The organism is Mycobacterium sp. 4D054 (assembly GCF_052245755.1).
Classification (GTDB): Bacteria; Actinomycetota; Actinomycetes; order Mycobacteriales; family Mycobacteriaceae; genus Mycobacterium.
In genome coordinates this window covers 1-16813 of record NZ_JBQQCF010000072.1, presented here as the reverse complement: position 1 = coordinate 16813, position 16813 = coordinate 1, and the positions used below count along the sequence as shown (strand labels likewise).

Sequence of the window (16813 nt, the reverse complement as noted above, 5' to 3'; positions counted from 1 at the left end):
AAATCACGCGCCGTCAACGACACCCCGACCGAACAGGAGGCCACCCCCGCGGCACTGACCGCCTGAACCATTAACTCGAAGAATCACACGACAGGCGTCGTACACCACGCCCCTGGACTTGACCGATCGGCGGTCTGCCGGGTGAGTTGCCAGGAGCCGTCCGACGGGGCGAACTCCATGGGAAAGGTGAACTGCCCGCCCGGCGGATTAGCCGGGGTGATCACCACGGTGGCAACGACGTTGCCGGGCTCCGCTGACGACCAGGCGAGGTCACGGGCCTCGAACGCCAGCGGCAGGGATCCGTTGTCGCGCAGCGCGGCGGTGAACCGGTCCAGCCCCGCGGCTTCGCCGGGGGTGGCGTTCTCGATCAGCGTGATCTTCTGATCTCCGGGCACCGCGGGGTCCGACAGCCGGGCCATCACATCGGTCAGCGCGGACGGCGGGGGAAGCGGTGGACCGCCGGGGGCGTCCGGGATCGGCGTGGCCGGCACCGACGACGACTCGACCGCGGAAGGGGCCGGCGGGGGTGCGGTGGTCGCCGGGTGCTCGGTGTGGGTGCACCCACAAAGCCCGAGCGCCGCCACGAATGTGGCGGCGCTGCGAACCAGGAACGTGCGAGAGATCAACCCACCGCGGACATCAGGGCCAGCGCCGACTGCTTGGACAGCTGCCAGCCGGTGGGGCTGGGCCCGGCGATGAAGGTCAACGGCTGGGTCGCCACGGCGCCCGTCGGTGCGGCCGCGGTGACGTTGGCGGTCACCACCGGGCCGTTCCGGTCGATGTCGGCGATGGTGAAACTCAGCGGGAAGTAGCCCTTGGCCGCGGCGTTGCTGTATCCGCTGTCGGCCACCCGAGCCTCGATGCGGCCCAGGCCACCCTGGACGTAGCTGGCCTTGGCGCCGGTGAAGGAACCCGGCCCGGACAGTGCACTCAGCGTCGACACCAGGGCGCCCTGCAGCTCGGGTGCCGGTGCGGCGGGCATCGGGGCGTTCAGCACGCCGGGTGACGCCGCGGCCATTCCCGCTCCGGCAGCAATCGAGGTCACACCCACAGCGGCAGCACCGAGGGTCGCGGCGGCTGCTGCTCCAGCGGTCACGCTGGTGACGAGGGTTTTCAGGGTCACGGCTGTCCTTCCGTTCGGCCGACTGATCAAGAAAGGCTAACAGTGGTGCTGGTGTGTCGAATTCCTACACCGCACACAATGTCTGAATCGCCGGTAGCTTTGAAGTTGTTACTGCACCAACTTCCGGTGTGGGAAGGGAGCGCAACATGAGTGAGTCCGAGCGTTCTGAGGCCTCTGAAGTCTTTGGGACATCCCCCGACAGCCGTTTGTCTCGCGAAGATGCGGCAGAACTCGAACAACTGCGCCGCGAGGCGGCGATCCTGCGTGAACAGCTCGAGAGCGCGGCGGGCGTGTCCGGGAGCGCGCGCAGCGCGCGTGACGTGCATCAGCTGGAGGCCCGCCTCGACTCGCTCGCCGCCCGCAACGCGAAATTGATGGACACGCTCAAGGAAGCGCGCCAGCAGCTGTTGGCCCTGCGCGAAGAGGTGGACCGCCTCGGACAGCCGCCCAGCGGCTACGGTGTGCTGCTCTCCGTTCAGGACGACGACACCGTCGACGTGTTCACCTCCGGCCGCAAGATGCGGCTGACGTGCTCGCCGAACATCGACACCAAGGAGCTCAAGCAGGGCCAGACCGTCCGGCTGAACGAGGCTCTGACGGTCGTCGAGGCCGGGCACTTCGAGGCCGTGGGGGAGATCAGCACCCTGCGCGAGATCCTCGCCGACGGTCATCGCGCCCTCGTCGTCGGCCACGCCGACGAAGAGCGCATCGTGTGGCTGGCCGAGCCGCTGGTCGCCGCGGAGGACCTGCCCGACGGGTACGACGACGACCTGGGCGACGACCGGCCGCGCAAGCTGCGCCCGGGTGACTCGCTGCTCGTCGACACCAAGGCCGGGTATGCCTTCGAGCGGATCCCCAAGGCCGAGGTCGAAGATCTCGTCCTGGAGGAGGTCCCGGACGTCAGCTACAACGACATCGGCGGACTGGGCCGCCAGATCGAGCAGATCCGCGACGCCGTCGAGCTGCCGTTCCTGCACAAGGAGCTGTACCGGGAGTACTCGTTGCGACCACCCAAGGGGGTGCTGCTCTATGGTCCGCCCGGCTGTGGCAAGACGCTGATCGCCAAGGCGGTCGCGAACTCGCTGGCCAAGAAGATGGCCGAAGTCCGCGGCGACGACGCCCGCGAGGCCAAGAGCTACTTCCTCAACATCAAGGGCCCCGAGCTGCTGAACAAGTTCGTCGGTGAGACCGAACGTCACATCCGGCTGATTTTCCAGCGGGCCCGCGAGAAGGCCTCCGAGGGCACGCCGGTGATCGTGTTCTTCGACGAGATGGACTCGATCTTCCGCACCCGCGGCACCGGTGTCTCATCGGATGTGGAGACGACGGTGGTGCCCCAGCTGCTCAGCGAGATCGACGGCGTCGAGGGGCTGGAGAACGTGATCGTGATCGGCGCCTCCAACCGCGAGGACATGATCGACCCGGCGATCCTGCGGCCTGGCCGTCTGGACGTCAAGATCAAGATCGAGCGGCCGGACGCCGAGTCGGCGCAGGACATCTTCAGCAAGTACCTCACCGAGGAGTTGCCGGTCCACGCCGACGATCTCGCGGAGTTCGGCGGCGACCGCGCGGCGTGCATCAAGGGCATGATCGAGAAGGTCGTGGAGCGGATGTACGCCGAGATCGACGACAACCGCTTCCTGGAGGTGACCTACGCCAACGGCGACAAAGAGGTCATGTACTTCAAGGACTTCAACTCGGGCGCGATGATCCAGAACGTCGTCGACAGGGCCAAGAAGTACGCCATCAAGTCGGTGCTCGAGACGGGGCAGAGGGGTCTGCGCATCCAGCACCTGCTCGACTCGATCGTCGACGAGTTCGCCGAGAACGAGGATCTGCCCAACACCACGAATCCGGACGACTGGGCCCGGATCTCGGGTAAGAAGGGCGAGCGGATCGTCTACATCCGCACGCTGGTCACCGGTAAGTCGTCGAGCGCCAGCCGGGCGATCGACACCGAGAGCAACCTCGGCCAGTACCTGTAGCGGATCCGGCTGGGAAGGCCAGCCGGGTCGGGGCGGCTCAGGACACCAGCGAGTAGCTGTTGGTCAGATCGTCCTGGAGCACCTGGGCGGGCCGGGAACTGGTGTCGATGCGCAGCTGTTCGTCGAGGGTGCGCGCACGATAGGACCATCCGTCGGGCAGCCGAAGGCGGGTGGTCAGGCCGGGCAGGTCGTCGTAGGACAGCGTCGGATCGACCACCTGGCTCCAGGTCTGCATCACCCAGCGCCGCCCATCGGGGTCGACGAGCTCGAAAATCGGTTTGTCCCGGTCGAATACGAAGACGGCGTGGCGTGCGACGGTGTTGGGCAGGTAGGGCGCGGGGTTCATCGACGTCAGGCTGACGGTGGCTTGGCGGACCATGTCGATGCCGCCGAACGTCGCGATCTCGGGCTGCTCGCCCATGTCCTTTTCAATGTGATCCATCAGCCAATAGCGCGGCCCGTTGAGCAGCGCGGCGGTCGCGCCGTGCCGGCCGGCCAGTGCGGCGGGGTCGAGCCGCGACCACAGCTCGGCCGGGCAGTCGTTGAGCGGATAGGTGTTGTACACCGTCGCCGTCGGACCGTCGGGCCCGGTGCTCACCAGGAGCACCTCGCCGTACCGTTTGCCGCGCAACTGCGATGACGACATCTGCTAGCTCCTCGCTTCCATCATGAGGTAGGCGTCGCGGCCCGCCAGGCTGACGGCGACGTCGGCGATCAGCGGTTCGAAGAAGCGCTGCCGGTAGAGCGGGTCGACGCTGGTGCTGACCGTGAAGTACAGCCCGGACAGCACCGCGACGAACAGCGACGTGTGCACCACCGTCTGCGGGATCGGGATGTGCACCCCGAACCACGTTCCCGCACAGGGTGGTTCGCCCACAGTGCAGGTCTGTTCACCGGACCACACGACGGTCATGTCGTAGGGTATCGCGATGACCCCGAGGGCGAGGAAGAACGCGAACAACCCGGCGGTGAACAACACCACCTGGATCGCCTGCGCGACAACCATCACCGCGACCACGTTGACTTGTTCGGCCGCCGACAGTGGGCTGCGGTCGGCGGGGTCGGCACGCACCGATGCCAGCGGGGTACCGGCCAGCAGCGCTGCGGGATCCTGCTGCGCCGAACGGTCCTGGCGCAGTGCCCTCACCTCGTCGCGGATGGTCGCCACCATGAACACCAGCGCCACCACGCTGAAGAATCCGATTGTCTGCCATAGTCGTTCGCGAGTCATCCGCGCCGAGAGCTGCCACAGCTCGCCGGTGAAGTACACCACGACCGTCAGCATCAACAGCGGCAGCGCACGGCTCATCAGCGTGCCCAGCGCCCCTAGCTGAACCCAGGCGAACCGGAAGGCCCACAACGCGATCGACCCAAAACCCAGGTAGGTCAACCAGATCGCGCCCAGCGAGATCAGCACGAACACCGGCGCTTCGGCTGCCGCTGCGCCCGACCAGCCGCTGACGGTCAACGGCATCACCACGATGAAGATCGTGATCACCAGGACGGCGGCCCAGCGGCGCAGCGCCTCCCCGACGCGGGTGCCGAGCCGGTGCAGGACCTCCAGCGCGAACGGGGCGGCCACGAGCACTACGGCGATCCCACTGAGCCGCAACGCGTATCCGTAATCGGGGGTGGCGCCGGTGACGTCGGCCAACAGCATCGTGACCGCCGTCAGCGCACCGACCGCGCTGACCATCGGTGCGGAGCGCTGCACGAGCTTGCGCGCACGGACCCGCCGGGTCAGCACCAGCGGCAAGCCGCGGTGCAGGAACCAGTCGTGGACCTGCCGCATGTCCGACACCGGCACATTGTGCGTGATCGGCGTCCCGAACCGGGGTCAGCGCGCCGGAATCTCCGGCGGCGCCAGTGGAATGAGGCTTCAGCGACAGACCGCCCACCGTTCAGGTGTCCGCGGTCACCGTGCGGTATCGGTCCCTTGCGACCAGGGTGAACCGCAGTTCCTCGAGCAGCGGATGGAGGAACTGCGCGCGGTACTGTTTGTCGGCCACCGCCCGGGCGGCGAGGTACATGAACGTCAGCGCGATCAGGAACATCGTGATCTGGATCAGGGCCTGGGGCACGGGCAGGGTCATGCCCAGCAGTTGACCGTCGGGAGAGCCGCCGTCGGTCAGGGCGGCCAGCAGTTCCGGGCTGATCAGGATCAGGCCGAGAACAAAGAACAGCAGCCCGGTCACCACCGACACCGTCAGCACCTGCACGATCTGCGACATCGCCAGCACGAACCCGACGTTGAGCCGCTCGGCCTTCGACAGCGGCACCCGGCGCGGCCGGTCCGGCATGGTCTCGAACGGCGTCCCGGCCAGGTGCGCGGCGTCCTCGGGCCGCTTGGCGTCCGGGCTGAGGATGGGCTGGATCCGGCTCAGCGTGCTCGACAGCAGGAACGCCACGGCGATCAGCATCAGAAACGACAGTCCGAGCCACAGCCGGGGCCGGCTGATCGTGGACGCCATCGTCCACACCGGGCCATTGAAGAACACCAGCACCGTCAGCAGCATCACCGGCAGCGCGCCGAGCAGCAGGTTGCCCACCGACGCCAGGTTCGCCAGCATCATGCGCACCGCCCAGCCCACAATGGCCCCGATTCCGGTCGCGGTGCACACGAAGATCAGCACCACGATCACGATCTCGCTGACCAGGTCCACCAGGACGCGGGCACTGGGGCCGCCGTAGAAGCCGCCGACCGCGGCGATGCCCAGCGACGCGGCGGACACGATGGCGCGCAGGCGCACGTCCTCCGAGCGCGATACCAGCCAGCCCACCAGCGCCGCGGCCGGCAGCACCAGCAGGATGACCCCGAGCACGAACCACTCTGTGCGGGTCGGGGTGCCGTCGATGTCGATGGTGTGCTTGCCCGTCGCGGCGACGATCAACATCGAGAACGTCATCACCACGGCCAATCCCGCCAACGCGGGCGCCGAGCGGGTCCACACCCGCTGTACCAGCACGCCGGGGCGCAGCACCGCGGGCAGGCCGCGCTGAAGAAACCAGCGTTCCGCCGCGAGACGTCGATCAGTCGTGGGAGCCATCGGGGATCGATCTCACCACGAGCCGCACGTCTACGGAGCTGATCGCCACAGGCTCCCGAGCTCGCCGGTGACCCGACCTCTACCCTTGTCGGTATGCAACGGATCATCGGAACAGAGGTCGAATACGGCATTTCGTCGCCGTCGGATCCGACCGCGAATCCGATCCTGACGTCCACCCAAGCAGTGCTCGCCTACGCGGCCGCCGCGGGTATCCAGCGGGCCAAGCGCACACGCTGGGACTACGAGGTGGAATCTCCGCTGCGCGACGCCCGCGGATTCGACCTGAGCCGCGCGTCGGGGCCGCCGCCGATCGTCGACGCCGACGAGGTCGGCGCGGCCAACATGATCCTGACCAACGGCGCCCGGCTGTACGTCGACCATGCCCACCCCGAGTACTCGGCACCGGAGTGCACCGATCCGATGGACGCCGTGATCTGGGACAAGGCCGGTGAGCGGGTGATGGAGGCCGCCGCCCGGCACGTGGCCAGCGTGCCCGGCGCGGCCAAATTGCAGCTGTACAAGAACAACGTCGACGGCAAGGGCGCGTCCTATGGTTCCCACGAGAACTACCTGATGAGCCGCCAGACGCCGTTCTCGGCGGTGATCGCGGGTCTGACGCCGTTCCTGGTGTCGAGGCAGGTGGTCACCGGGTCCGGCCGGGTCGGCATCGGACCGTCCGGGGACGAGCCCGGCTTCCAGCTTTCCCAGCGCGCCGACTACATCGAGGTCGAGGTCGGTCTGGAGACCACGCTCAAACGCGGCATCATCAACACCCGCGACGAGCCGCACGCCGACGCCGACAAGTACCGCAGGCTGCACGTCATCATCGGTGACGCCAACCTCGCCGAGACGTCGACCTACCTCAAGCTCGGCGCCACCTCGCTGGTGCTCGACCTGATCGAGGACGGTCACCAGATCGGGATCGATCTGTCCGACCTGGCGTTGGCCCGCCCGGTGCACGCCGTGCACGTGCTGTCCCGGGATCCGTCGCTGCGCGCCACCGTGGCGCTGGCCGACGGCCGCGAACTGACGGGTCTGGCGCTGCAACGCATCTATCTCGACCGGGTCGCCAAGCTCGTCGACAGCCGCGACCCCGATCCGCGCGCCGACCACGTGCTGGAGACCTGGGCGCACGTGCTCGATCTTCTCGAGCGGGACCCGATGGAGTGCGCCGACCTGCTGGACTGGCCGGCCAAGCTGCGCCTGCTCGAAGGGTTCCGTAACCGGGAGAACCTCGGCTGGAGCGCGCCGCGGCTGCATCTGGTCGACCTGCAGTACTCGGATGTGCGGTTGGACAAGGGTCTGTACAACCGGCTGGTGGCGCGCGGTTCGATGAAGCGTCTGGTCACCGAACAGCAGGTGCTCGACGCCGTCGACAACCCGCCCACCGACACCCGCGCCTACTTCCGCGGCGAGTGCCTGCGGCGGTTCGGTGCCGACATCGCCGCGGCGAGCTGGGATTCGGTGATCTTCGATCTGGGGGGTGATTCGCTGGTGCGGATTCCCACCCTGGAGCCGCTGCGGGGCAGCAAGGCCCACGTCGGGGCGCTGCTGGATTCCGTCGACAGCGCCGTCGAACTGGTCGAACAGCTCACCACCTGATCGGGCTATCCCGGGCAAACCGAGATCCGACCGGTAGGGTAGAGAAACCGACGGGCGTGTGGTTGGGTGCCCGCAACTTACGCAGGAGGCAGCGATGGCTCAGGAGCAGACCAAGCGTGGCGGCGGAGGCGGCGAAGACGACGACCTCCCCGGCAGCACGGCCGCCGGGCAGGAGCGCCGCGAGAAGCTGACCGACGAGACCGACGACCTGCTGGACGAGATCGACGACGTCCTGGAGGAGAACGCCGAGGACTTCGTGCGAGCGTACGTGCAGAAGGGTGGACAGTGACCTGGCCGGAGCGCGATAACTCGGCCTCCCCGTCGTCCCCACTGTCCGGCGCATACCCTGCTTTTTCTGCCATGCCGATCAGTCGGTCCCACGGCGGGGTGAACCTGTCGTCGTTCTCGGACTTTCTGCGCCATCAGGCGCCGCATCTGCTGCCCGGCAGTGGTGGACCGGGACTGAGCGGACTGCCGACCGAATCCGTGCCGCACGGCACCACGATTGTCGCGCTGAAGTACCCCGGCGGTGTGGTGATGGCCGGGGACCGGCGCGCCACCCAGGGCAACATGATCGCCAGCCGGGACGTGCAGAAGGTCTACATCACCGACGACTACACCGTCACCGGCATCGCGGGCACCGCCGCGATCGCGGTCGAGTTCGCCCGGCTGTACGCGGTGGAACTCGAGCACTACGAGAAGCTCGAAGGCGTCCCGCTGACGTTCCCGGGCAAGGTGAACCGGCTCGCGACCATGGTGCGCGGCAACCTCGGTGCCGCCCTGCAGGGTTTCGTGGCACTGCCGCTACTGGCCGGCTACGACCTCGACGACCCGAATTCCGAAGCCGCAGGTCGAATCGTGTCCTTCGACGCCGCAGGTGGATGGAACTTCGAGGAGGAGGGTTACCAGTCGGTGGGCTCGGGGTCGATCTTCGCGAAGTCCTCGATGAAAAAGCTGTACTCGCAGGTCTCCGATGCCGACTCGGCACTGCGGGTCGCCGTCGAGGCGCTCTACGACGCCGCCGACGATGATTCGGCGACCGGCGGGCCGGACCTGGTGCGGGGCATCTACCCGACCGCGGTGATCATCGGTGCCGACGGTGCCCACGAGGTGCCGGAGGAGAGGATTGCCGGGGTGTGCCGCGAGATCATCGAGAATCGTTCGCGGACAGATACTTTCGGCCACGACGCCCGGCCCACTCGAGGTGACGAGCTGTGAGCTTCCCGTATTTCATCTCGCCCGAGCAGGCGATGCGCGAGCGGTCCGAGCTCGCACGCAAGGGCATCGCCCGCGGCCGCAGCGTGATCGCGCTCGCCTACGCCGACGGGGTGTTGTTCGTGGCGGAAAACCCGTCGCGGTCCTTGCAGAAGGTCAGCGAACTCTACGACCGGGTCGGTTTCGCCGCCGTGGGCCGGTTCAACGAGTTCAACAACCTGCGCAGCGGCGGGATCCGCTTCGCCGATACCCAGGGATACGCCTACTCGCGCCGCGACGTCACCGGCCGCCAGTTGGCCAACGTGTACGCCCAGACCCTCGGCACGATCTTCACCGAGCAGGCCAAGCCCTACGAGGTGGAGTTGTGTGTGGCCGAGGTCGCCCACTACGGCGAGACGAAAGCGCCTGAGCTGTACCGCATCACCTACGACGGCTCGATCGCCGACGAACCACACTTCGTGGTGATGGGCGGGACCACCGAGCCAATCTCGGCCGCGCTCAACGAGTCCTACTCGGAGAACATGAGCCTGGCCGACGCGGTCTCGATCGCGGTCAAGGCTCTCGGCGCCGGCGGCAACGGTGCCGAACCGCGTACTCTCGGGCCCGCCACGCTGGAGGTCGCGATCCTGGATACCAACCGGCCGCGCCGGGCCTTCCGCCGAATCACCGGCTCGGCGCTGGAAGCGCTGCTGCCGCAGCCTGATTCGGGCAGCGGCGACGAGAGCGCGGCAGAAGCGGGCGACGCCGAGGGTTAGTCCGCGGCGTCGCGGTACCGCCGGTGCAGCTGCTGGCGGGAGACACCCAGGACCGCACCGATCTGCCCCCACGACAGGCAGAGTCGGCGCGCGGTGAGCACCGCGTCGTCGTAGCGGCCTTTAGCTCGGGCGAGATCGTCACGCGCATCCCGCAGTTCGCGAATGCTTTGGCCGGTGAAGACGTCCTCCAGGACGGGGTCGGGATAGTCGATGGGGGGCCGGTCGGGCAGGCTGTCGATTTCGGCGAGGGTCTGGGCGACGATGGCCTTGAGTTCGGGATGGTCCTGCCACCACGGCTTGGGGCGAGCGCCTGTCGAATTTTGCACGTCATCATCTGTTGACGCGTCGTCATCTGTTGACGGTTCGCCGAAGTACTCATCGAGGACCCGGCGCTCCGCGGCGGTGCGTGGGGTGGTCCGTTCGGGCAGGCTTTCCAGTTCGGCGAGGGTCTGGGCGACGATGGCCTTGAGTTCGGGATGGTCCTGCCACCACGGCTTGGGGCGAGCGCCTGTCGAATTTTGCACGTCATCATCTGTTGACGCGTCATCACTTGATGACGCGAAAAATTCGGAAGGTGTGTTCGCCCGCCCGAGTTTGTCGGCGCCCACGTCTGCATCGTCCGTCATCCCGGCCCCCTGGTCGCGCTGTCCTGTGTCGCGCTGAGTATGTCCCGCGGTCCCGACAAGGCGGCTTCACAGGAATCCCGAAGGTGTGTCCGTCTTGCGTCAGCTCCGATCAGGATGGATGATCTGTTGCGTATAACGCATCGGGTTGCATAATACGCAACTAATTTCGAGTGGAAGCGGTCTGCGTATGCCCAAAGTCGTCGTGATCGGGGCCGGCATCGTGGGCACGTCATTGGCCGATGAACTGACCGGGCGGGGATGGACCGCTGTCACCGTCGTCGACCGCGGACCGTTGTTCGCCACCGGCGGTTCCACCTCGCACGCGCCCGGCCTGGTGTTCCAGACCAACCCGTCCAAGACCATGACCGAATTCGCGCGGTACACCGTCGAGAAGTTCCGCACGCTACAGCACCCCGAGGGCTGGGCCTTCAACCCGGTCGGCGGGCTGGAGGTGGCCACCACCGCACAACGCTGGTCCGACCTGCACCGCAAGGCCGGCTGGGCCCGGTCTTGGGGCATCGAAGGCCACCTGCTGACCCCGTCCGACTGCGTGCGACTGCACCCGCTCATCGACCGCGATCGCATCCTCGGCGGCTTCCACACCCCCGCAGACGGGCTGGCCAAGGCCCTGCGAGCGGCCGAGGCCCAGGCCCGTCGCGCCGAATCCCGCGGCGCCACCTTTCGCCCCCACACCGAGGTGCTCGGCATCGTCGACGACGGGCGCCGGGTGACCGGAGTGCGCACCGCCGACGGCGTGCTCGCCGCCGACATCGTGGTGTGTGCCGCCGGCTTCTGGGGCGCCCAGCTGGCCCGTCAGGTCGGGCTGGTACTGCCGCTGGTGCCGATGGCCCACCAGTACGCCCGCACCGGCCAGATCGCCCAACTCGTCGGCCGCAACAGCGAACTCGCCGAGGCCGGCCTTCCGATTCTGCGGCACCAGGATCAGGACCTCTACTTCCGCGAACACGTCGACCGGCTCGGGATCGGGTCCTACCGCCACAAGCCGATGCCGGTGGACATGTCCACCCTGCTCGCCGACACCGCGGGCGAGCCGATGCCATCGATGATGCCGTTCACTGAGGAGGACTTCGCGCCCGCCTGGCGCGCTGCCGCCGATTTGATTCCGGCACTGCAGGATTCGAAGGTCGAAGAGGCCTTCAACGGGATCTTCTCGTTCACCCCCGACGGATTCTCCCTGATGGGCGAACACCGCGAACTCCCCGGATTCTGGGTGGCCGAAGCGGTGTGGGTGACCCATTCGGCCGGGGTGGCCAAGGCGACGGCCGAATGGATCATCGACGGCGTTCCGTCGATCGACACCCACGAATGCGACCTGTACCGGTTCGAAGAGGTCGCCCGCAGCCCGAAGTTCGTCATGCAGACCAGTTCGCAGGCGTTCGTCGAGGTCTACGACGTCATCCACCCGCACCAGTACCGCACCGCGCTGCGCGGCCTGCGCACCAGCCCGTTCCACGCCCGGCACAGCGGGCTCGGCGCGTACTTCTACGAGGGTGGCGGCTGGGAGCGGCCGGCCTGGTTCGAGGCCAATGCCGCACTGGCACAGCGTCTGTTCGACGACGGCCTGCCGGTGCCGCGCCGCGACGAGTGGGCCGCGAAGTTCTGGTCACCGATCTCGATCGCCGAGGCGCACTGGACCCGTGAACACGTCGCGATGTACGACATGACCCCGCTGACCCGCTATGAGGTGTCCGGCCCCGGAGCCGCCGAATTCCTGCAGCGGATGACCACCAACAACGTCGACAAGAGCGTCGGATCGGTCACCTACACCCTGATGCTCGACGACAACGGCGGCGTCCGGAGCGATCTCACGGTCACCCGGCTGGCCCGGGACACCTTCCAGGTCGGCGCGAACTCCCCGATGGACTTCGACTGGCTCTCACGTCACCGACCGTCCGACGTCGTGTTGCGTGACATCACCGGCGGCACATGCTGTGTCGGCGTGTGGGGGCCCGCTGCCCGAAACGTCATCGCCCCGCTGTGCCCCGACGACGTGTCCCACGAAGCGTTCAAGTACTTTCGCGCCTTACACACCCACCTCGACGCGATCCCGGTCACCATGCTGCGCGTCTCCTATGTCGGCGAGCTGGGCTGGGAGATCTACACCAGCGCCGAATACGGTGCCGCGCTGTGGGATCTGCTCGCCACGGCCGGCGCGCCGCACGGCATCATCGCGGCCGGGCGGATCGCGTTCAACAGCCTGCGCATCGAGAAGGGCTACCGCAGCTGGGGCACCGACATGACCGCCGAACACCTGCCCGCCGCGGCGGGGCTGGACTTCGCGGTGCGGATGGACAAGCCCGGCGGCTTCGTCGGCAGGGTTGCCCTTGAGCAGGCGTCCGTACCACAGAAGGTGTTGCGCACCATCGTGTTCGATGATCCCGACGCAGCCGTGCTAGGCAAGGAACCGGTATTCGTCGACGACATCCCCGCGGGCTATGTGACCAGCGCAGGCTACTCCGCGACCGTCGGTCGCACCCTGGCCTACGCGTGGCTGCCCGCCCACGCCGGTGTCGGCACCGCCGTCACCGTCGACTACCACGGCACCAGGCATGCTGCCGCCGTCTGCGCCGAACCCGTCGTGGACCCGACGATGGCTCGGATCAGAAGGTAAAGCAATGGCTTTCGACGTCATCGTGATCGGTCTGGGTGGGATGGGCAGTGCCGCGGCCTACCATCTGGCGGCGCGTGGACAGCGGGTCCTCGGACTGGAGAAGTTCGGGCCCGCCCACGACCGGGGCTCCAGCCACGGCGGGTCGCGCATCATCCGGCAGTCCTATTTCGAGGATCCGGCCTATGTCCCACTGCTGCTGCGCGCCTATGAACTGTGGGAGCAGCTGGCCCGCGACAGCGGTCGCGATGTGTTCCGCCTCACCGGTGGGCTGTTCATCGGTCCCCCGGACAGCCTGACAGTCGCAGGCAGCTTACGGGCGAGCCGACAGTGGGGCCTGCCTCACGAGCTTCTGGACGAACACGAGATCCGTTCGCGGTTTCCGAACTTCACCCCCGACGCGGGCGACATCGCGCTCTACGAGGCGAAGGCCGGTTTCGCCCGCCCTGAGCTGACCGTGCAGGCTCACCTCGATCTGGCCGGCAACGCGGGCGCCACCCTGCGTTTCGGCGAGGAGGTGGCCGACTGGAGCGCGACCCCGGACGGGGTCACGGTGCGCACCGCCGCCGGTGTGTACACCGCGGGTCAACTGGTGATCTGTCCCGGCGCGTGGGCCCCGCAACTGCTCGCCCAGTTCGGCATTCCGATCACCGTGGAACGCCAAGTGCTCTACTGGCTTGACCCCATCGGCGGCACCGCCGCGTTCGAAGATCATCCGATCTTCATCGACGAGGACAGCTCCGGCATGCAGAGCTACGGCTTTCCGGCCATCGACGGACCGCGCGGCGGGGTCAAGGTCGCGTTCTTCCGCAAGGGTGTGGAGTGCACACCGGAGACCATCGACCGCACCGTGGGTGAACGCGAGATTCACGAGATGCGCACCCGCGCAGCAGAACTGATCCCCAAGCTGGACGGCCCGTGCCTGCATTCGGCCACTTGCATGTACTCCAACACCCCCGACCAGCACTTTGTGATCGCCCGCCACCCCGACACCGTGAACGTGACGGTGGCGTGCGGATTCTCCGGGCACGGCTTCAAGTTCGTGCCCGTGGTGGGGGAGATCCTGGCCGACCTCGCCCTCTCCGGTGCGACGGCGCACCCGATCTCGCTGTTCGACCCCCGCAGATTGGTGACCGCATGACCGCAAAACTGGCGCCCGCACTGCTGTCCACCCTCGGCGGCCGCTACTACACCAGTGCCGAGGTGTTCGCCGCCGAGCAGGAGCACATCTTCGAGGCCATGTGGTTCTGCGCCGCCCGGTCGGCCGACCTCGCGGACCCCGGCCGGTTCAAGAAGATCCAGGTCGGGCGCGAGAGCGTGTTGCTGGTGCGCGGCCGCGACGGGCTGTTGCGGGCGTTCCTGAACGTGTGCCGTCACCGCGGCGCACAGTTGTGCGTCGAGGCCGAGGGCGAGGTGAAACGCACCCTGCGCTGCCCGTACCACTCGTGGACCTACGCGCTGGACGGCAAGCTCGTCGCCGCGCCCAACATCGGCACCCTGACCGACGACGAGGGCGCACCGATCGACCGGTACCGCTACGGCCTGGTGCCGGTGGCGCTGACCGAGTGGCTCGGCTACGCCTGGGTGTGCCTGGCCGACACCCCGCCACCGTTCGAGGACGTGATGGCCGAGGCCGCCAGGACTCTCGGAGATCCCGACGCGGTCAACCGCTACGGCATCGGCGGACTGGACGTCGGGCACCGCGTCGTCTATGACGTGGCCGCCAACTGGAAGCTCATCGTCGAGAACTTCATGGAGTGCTATCACTGCAGCACCATCCATCCCGAACTGGTCGGGGTGCTGCCGGAGTTCGCCCGCGGCGTCGCGGCACAGGCGAACATCGGCCTCGGCGCGCAGTTCGGCTCCGGGGTGGCCGGGTTCACCGTCGACGGTGGGGCGGGCTTCGACCGGCTGCCCGGCATCAGCGACGAGCAGGACCGGCGCTATTTCGCGATCACCGTCAAACCCACGGTGTTCCTCAACCTGGTGCCAGACCACGTCATCTTCCACCGCATGTACCCGGTCGCACCCGACCGCACGGTGGTGGAGTGCGACTGGCTCTACACCGGTGACGTCGTGGGCTCGGCGCGCGACGTGTCGAACTCCGTGGAACTGTTCCACCGGGTCAACCTCCAGGACTTCGAGGCCTGCGAGCGGACCCAACCGGCGATGTCCTCGCGTGCCTACCGCGACGGCGGGGTACTCGTTCCCGCCGAACACCACCTCGCGGAGTTCCATTCGTGGGTAGTGTCCCGGCTGGCGGCTGCGTTGTAGACACGACGAGAGGGCTCCGGTAGGTCATGGACGGCCAACCCGACCTGTACATCGGCGGCGCCTGGCGGCACGCCTCCGACGGCGGCACGCGCGAGATCATCAACCCCGCCCGCGGCAAGGTCGCCGCGGTCGTCGACGAAGCCACCCCCGAGGACGCCTGCGCTGCGGTCGAGGCCGCCAGGACGGCGTTCGACGACGGCCGCTGGCCGGGCACCCCGGTGACCGAACGTGCCGCACTGCTCGACCGTGTTGCCGACCTGCTGCAGCGTGACAAGGAGGAACTGGCCGCGCTGGAGACCGTCGACACCGGCAAGACGCTGGCCGAGAGCCGCATCGACATCGACGACGTGACCTCGGTTTTCCGGTACTACGCCAAGCTGATCGGCGTCGAATCCGACCGCGTCGTCGACGTCGGCGACCCTGCAGTGGTCAGTCGCGTGGTGCGTGAACCGATCGGGGTGTGCGTGCTCATCGCCCCGTGGAACTATCCGCTGCTGCAGATGTCGTGGAAGGTGGCCCCGGCCCTGGCGGCGGGCGCCACGATGGTCGCCAAACCGAGCGAGGTCACGCCGCTGACCACGATCGCGTTCGTCCGGCTGCTCGCCGAGGCCGGGGTGCCGCCCGGGGTGGTGAACCTGGTGCAGGGCAGCGGCGCCAGGCTCGGCGCGGCGCTCACCGACAACCCGGCCGTCGACTTCATTTCGTTCACTGGGGGACTGGCCACCGGACGCGCCATCGCCAGGGCCGCCGCCGAGCACGTCACCAAAGTCGCTCTTGAGCTCGGCGGCAAGAACCCGCACATCGTGTTCGCCGACATCGGGGATTCGGGATGGGACGCAGCGGTCGACCACGTCCTGACCGGGGTGTTCCTGCATTCGGGTCAGGTCTGCTCGGCGGGCACACGGTTGATCGTCGAAGAGTCCATCGCCGACGACTTCGTCGCCGCAGTCGCCGCGCGGGCCGGGAAGATCCGGATGGGGGACGGGCTGGACCCGGCCAGCGAGACCGGACCATTGGTGTCCGAGCAGCACCGTACGAAGGTGGAATCCTATGTGCAACTGGGAATTTCCGAAGGTGCCCGACTGGTGTGCGGCGGGCGTCGGCCGGACGAACCCGCGCTGGCCGACGGGTATTTCTTCCTGCCCACCATCTTCGACGGCTGTGAGCGGTCGATGCGGATCGTGGCCGAGGAGACGTTCGGCCCGATACTGACGCGGTCGAGCGGTTCACCACCGAGGACGAGGCGATCGCTCTCGGCAACGACACGGAGTACGGTCTTGCCGCCGGCGTCCGGACCTCGGACCCGGCGCGGGGCGAACGTGTAGTGCGGGCACTGCGGCACGGCACGGTGTGGCTCAACGACTTCGGCTACTACACCGCCTCGGCGGAATGGGGCGGATTCGGCAGGTCGGGCAACGGTCGGGAGCTAGCCTCGACGTTTCGTGAAATAGGCTGTTGACACGACCTGTAATGCACGGAAGTGCCTGTCCTGTTTGAGAAAATGTGACTTGTCTAGGGTCCATGTTCACAAAGCGGGAAGGCACTCCGTAGGTGAAG

At 67.6% G+C, this 16813-nt stretch carries 14 protein-coding genes and 1 pseudogene; 9 read left to right on the top strand and 6 right to left on the bottom strand.

Translation table 11 applies throughout. The features are described from left to right. Window positions 1-83 precede the first annotated feature (83 nt). The gene (locus ACTWP6_RS28200; protein ID WP_443189412.1) at window positions 84-626 is read right to left on the bottom strand and encodes a hypothetical protein; all 543 of its coding nucleotides are present in this window, start codon (window positions 624-626) and stop codon (window positions 84-86) included. Then, window positions 623-1123 carry a hypothetical protein gene (locus ACTWP6_RS28195; RefSeq protein ID WP_260753390.1) on the bottom strand — a complete coding sequence of 167 codons (501 nt, stop codon included), beginning with the start codon at window positions 1121-1123 and terminating at the stop codon, window positions 623-625. The genes ACTWP6_RS28200 and ACTWP6_RS28195 overlap by 4 nt, the downstream gene beginning before the upstream one ends. 146 nt (window positions 1124-1269) lie before the next feature. Here ACTWP6_RS28195 and arc point away from each other — a divergent pair, with 146 nt between their 5' ends. Beyond that, the gene (gene arc, locus ACTWP6_RS28190) at window positions 1270-3108 is read left to right on the top strand and encodes a proteasome ATPase (RefSeq protein ID WP_260753389.1); all 1839 of its coding nucleotides are present in this window, start codon (window positions 1270-1272) and stop codon (window positions 3106-3108) included. Window positions 3109-3145: 37 nt separating this feature from the next. Here arc and ACTWP6_RS28185 read toward each other — a convergent pair whose 3' ends face one another. From ACTWP6_RS28185 to ACTWP6_RS28175, 3 genes are all read right to left on the bottom strand, one after another. After that, window positions 3146-3754, bottom strand: coding sequence for a hypothetical protein (locus tag ACTWP6_RS28185; protein ID WP_443189411.1), 609 nt, complete (start codon window positions 3752-3754; stop codon window positions 3146-3148). A gap of 3 nt (window positions 3755-3757) precedes the next feature. Continuing rightward, the gene (locus tag ACTWP6_RS28180; protein WP_260758148.1) at window positions 3758-4900 is read right to left on the bottom strand and encodes a hypothetical protein; all 1143 of its coding nucleotides are present in this window, start codon (window positions 4898-4900) and stop codon (window positions 3758-3760) included. A 109-nt stretch (window positions 4901-5009) separates the two neighbouring features. After that, the gene (locus ACTWP6_RS28175) at window positions 5010-6155 is read right to left on the bottom strand and encodes a hypothetical protein (RefSeq protein ID WP_260753387.1); all 1146 of its coding nucleotides are present in this window, start codon (window positions 6153-6155) and stop codon (window positions 5010-5012) included. A gap of 93 nt (window positions 6156-6248) precedes the next feature. Here ACTWP6_RS28175 and dop point away from each other — a divergent pair, with 93 nt between their 5' ends. From dop to prcA, 4 genes are all read left to right on the top strand, one after another. Further along, complete coding sequence (gene dop, locus ACTWP6_RS28170; protein ID WP_260753386.1) at window positions 6249-7757, top strand: depupylase/deamidase Dop; 1509 nt, start codon at window positions 6249-6251, stop codon at window positions 7755-7757. A gap of 94 nt (window positions 7758-7851) precedes the next feature. After that, complete coding sequence (locus ACTWP6_RS28165) at window positions 7852-8046, top strand: ubiquitin-like protein Pup (protein ID WP_260753385.1); 195 nt, start codon at window positions 7852-7854, stop codon at window positions 8044-8046. Then, the gene (gene prcB, locus ACTWP6_RS28160; protein ID WP_396884557.1) at window positions 8043-8975 is read left to right on the top strand and encodes a proteasome subunit beta; all 933 of its coding nucleotides are present in this window, start codon (window positions 8043-8045) and stop codon (window positions 8973-8975) included. Before ACTWP6_RS28165 ends, prcB begins: the two co-directional genes overlap by 4 nt. After that, window positions 8972-9727, top strand: coding sequence for a proteasome subunit alpha (prcA, locus tag ACTWP6_RS28155; RefSeq protein ID WP_260753380.1), 756 nt, complete (start codon window positions 8972-8974; stop codon window positions 9725-9727). Before prcB ends, prcA begins: the two co-directional genes overlap by 4 nt. Here the strand turns inward: prcA and ACTWP6_RS28150 are convergent. Further along, complete coding sequence (locus tag ACTWP6_RS28150; RefSeq protein ID WP_260753378.1) at window positions 9724-10251, bottom strand: hypothetical protein; 528 nt, start codon at window positions 10249-10251, stop codon at window positions 9724-9726. The genes prcA and ACTWP6_RS28150 overlap by 4 nt on opposite strands. A 289-nt stretch (window positions 10252-10540) precedes the next feature. Between ACTWP6_RS28150 and ACTWP6_RS28145 the strand changes: the two genes are divergently transcribed. The 4 genes and pseudogenes from ACTWP6_RS28145 to ACTWP6_RS28130 form a co-directional block, all read left to right on the top strand. Next, window positions 10541-12985 (top strand): GcvT family protein, encoded by a 2445-nt coding sequence (locus ACTWP6_RS28145; protein ID WP_260753376.1) that lies wholly within the window; start codon window positions 10541-10543, stop codon window positions 12983-12985. A 4-nt stretch (window positions 12986-12989) separates the two neighbouring features. Continuing rightward, the gene (gene solA, locus ACTWP6_RS28140) at window positions 12990-14123 is read left to right on the top strand and encodes an N-methyl-L-tryptophan oxidase (protein ID WP_260753375.1); all 1134 of its coding nucleotides are present in this window, start codon (window positions 12990-12992) and stop codon (window positions 14121-14123) included. Then, window positions 14120-15256, top strand: coding sequence for an aromatic ring-hydroxylating oxygenase subunit alpha (locus ACTWP6_RS28135; RefSeq protein ID WP_260753374.1), 1137 nt, complete (start codon window positions 14120-14122; stop codon window positions 15254-15256). The genes solA and ACTWP6_RS28135 overlap by 4 nt, the downstream gene beginning before the upstream one ends. A gap of 26 nt (window positions 15257-15282) precedes the next feature. Next, a pseudogene (locus tag ACTWP6_RS28130) lies at window positions 15283-16694 on the top strand (aldehyde dehydrogenase family protein); the annotation flags it as partial. Window positions 16695-16813 lie beyond the last annotated feature (119 nt).

Bases quoted from the DNA above. Each gene is read 5' to 3' on its own strand.
- solA (WP_260753375.1), top strand. From the start codon at position 12,990: ATGGCTTTCGACGTCATCGTGATCGGTCTGGGTGGGATGGGCAGTGCC.
- arc (WP_260753389.1), top strand. From the start codon at position 1,270: ATGAGTGAGTCCGAGCGTTCTGAGGCCTCTGAAGTCTTTGGGACATCC.
- dop (WP_260753386.1), top strand. From the start codon at position 6,249: ATGCAACGGATCATCGGAACAGAGGTCGAATACGGCATTTCGTCGCCG.
- ACTWP6_RS28185 (WP_443189411.1), bottom strand. From the start codon at position 3,754: ATGTCGTCATCGCAGTTGCGCGGCAAACGGTACGGCGAGGTGCTCCTG.
- ACTWP6_RS28175 (WP_260753387.1), bottom strand. From the start codon at position 6,155: ATGGCTCCCACGACTGATCGACGTCTCGCGGCGGAACGCTGGTTTCTT.
- ACTWP6_RS28180 (WP_260758148.1), bottom strand. From the start codon at position 4,900: ATGCGGCAGGTCCACGACTGGTTCCTGCACCGCGGCTTGCCGCTGGTG.
- ACTWP6_RS28135 (WP_260753374.1), top strand. From the start codon at position 14,120: ATGACCGCAAAACTGGCGCCCGCACTGCTGTCCACCCTCGGCGGCCGC.
- ACTWP6_RS28165 (WP_260753385.1), top strand. From the start codon at position 7,852: ATGGCTCAGGAGCAGACCAAGCGTGGCGGCGGAGGCGGCGAAGACGAC.
- ACTWP6_RS28145 (WP_260753376.1), top strand. From the start codon at position 10,541: ATGCCCAAAGTCGTCGTGATCGGGGCCGGCATCGTGGGCACGTCATTG.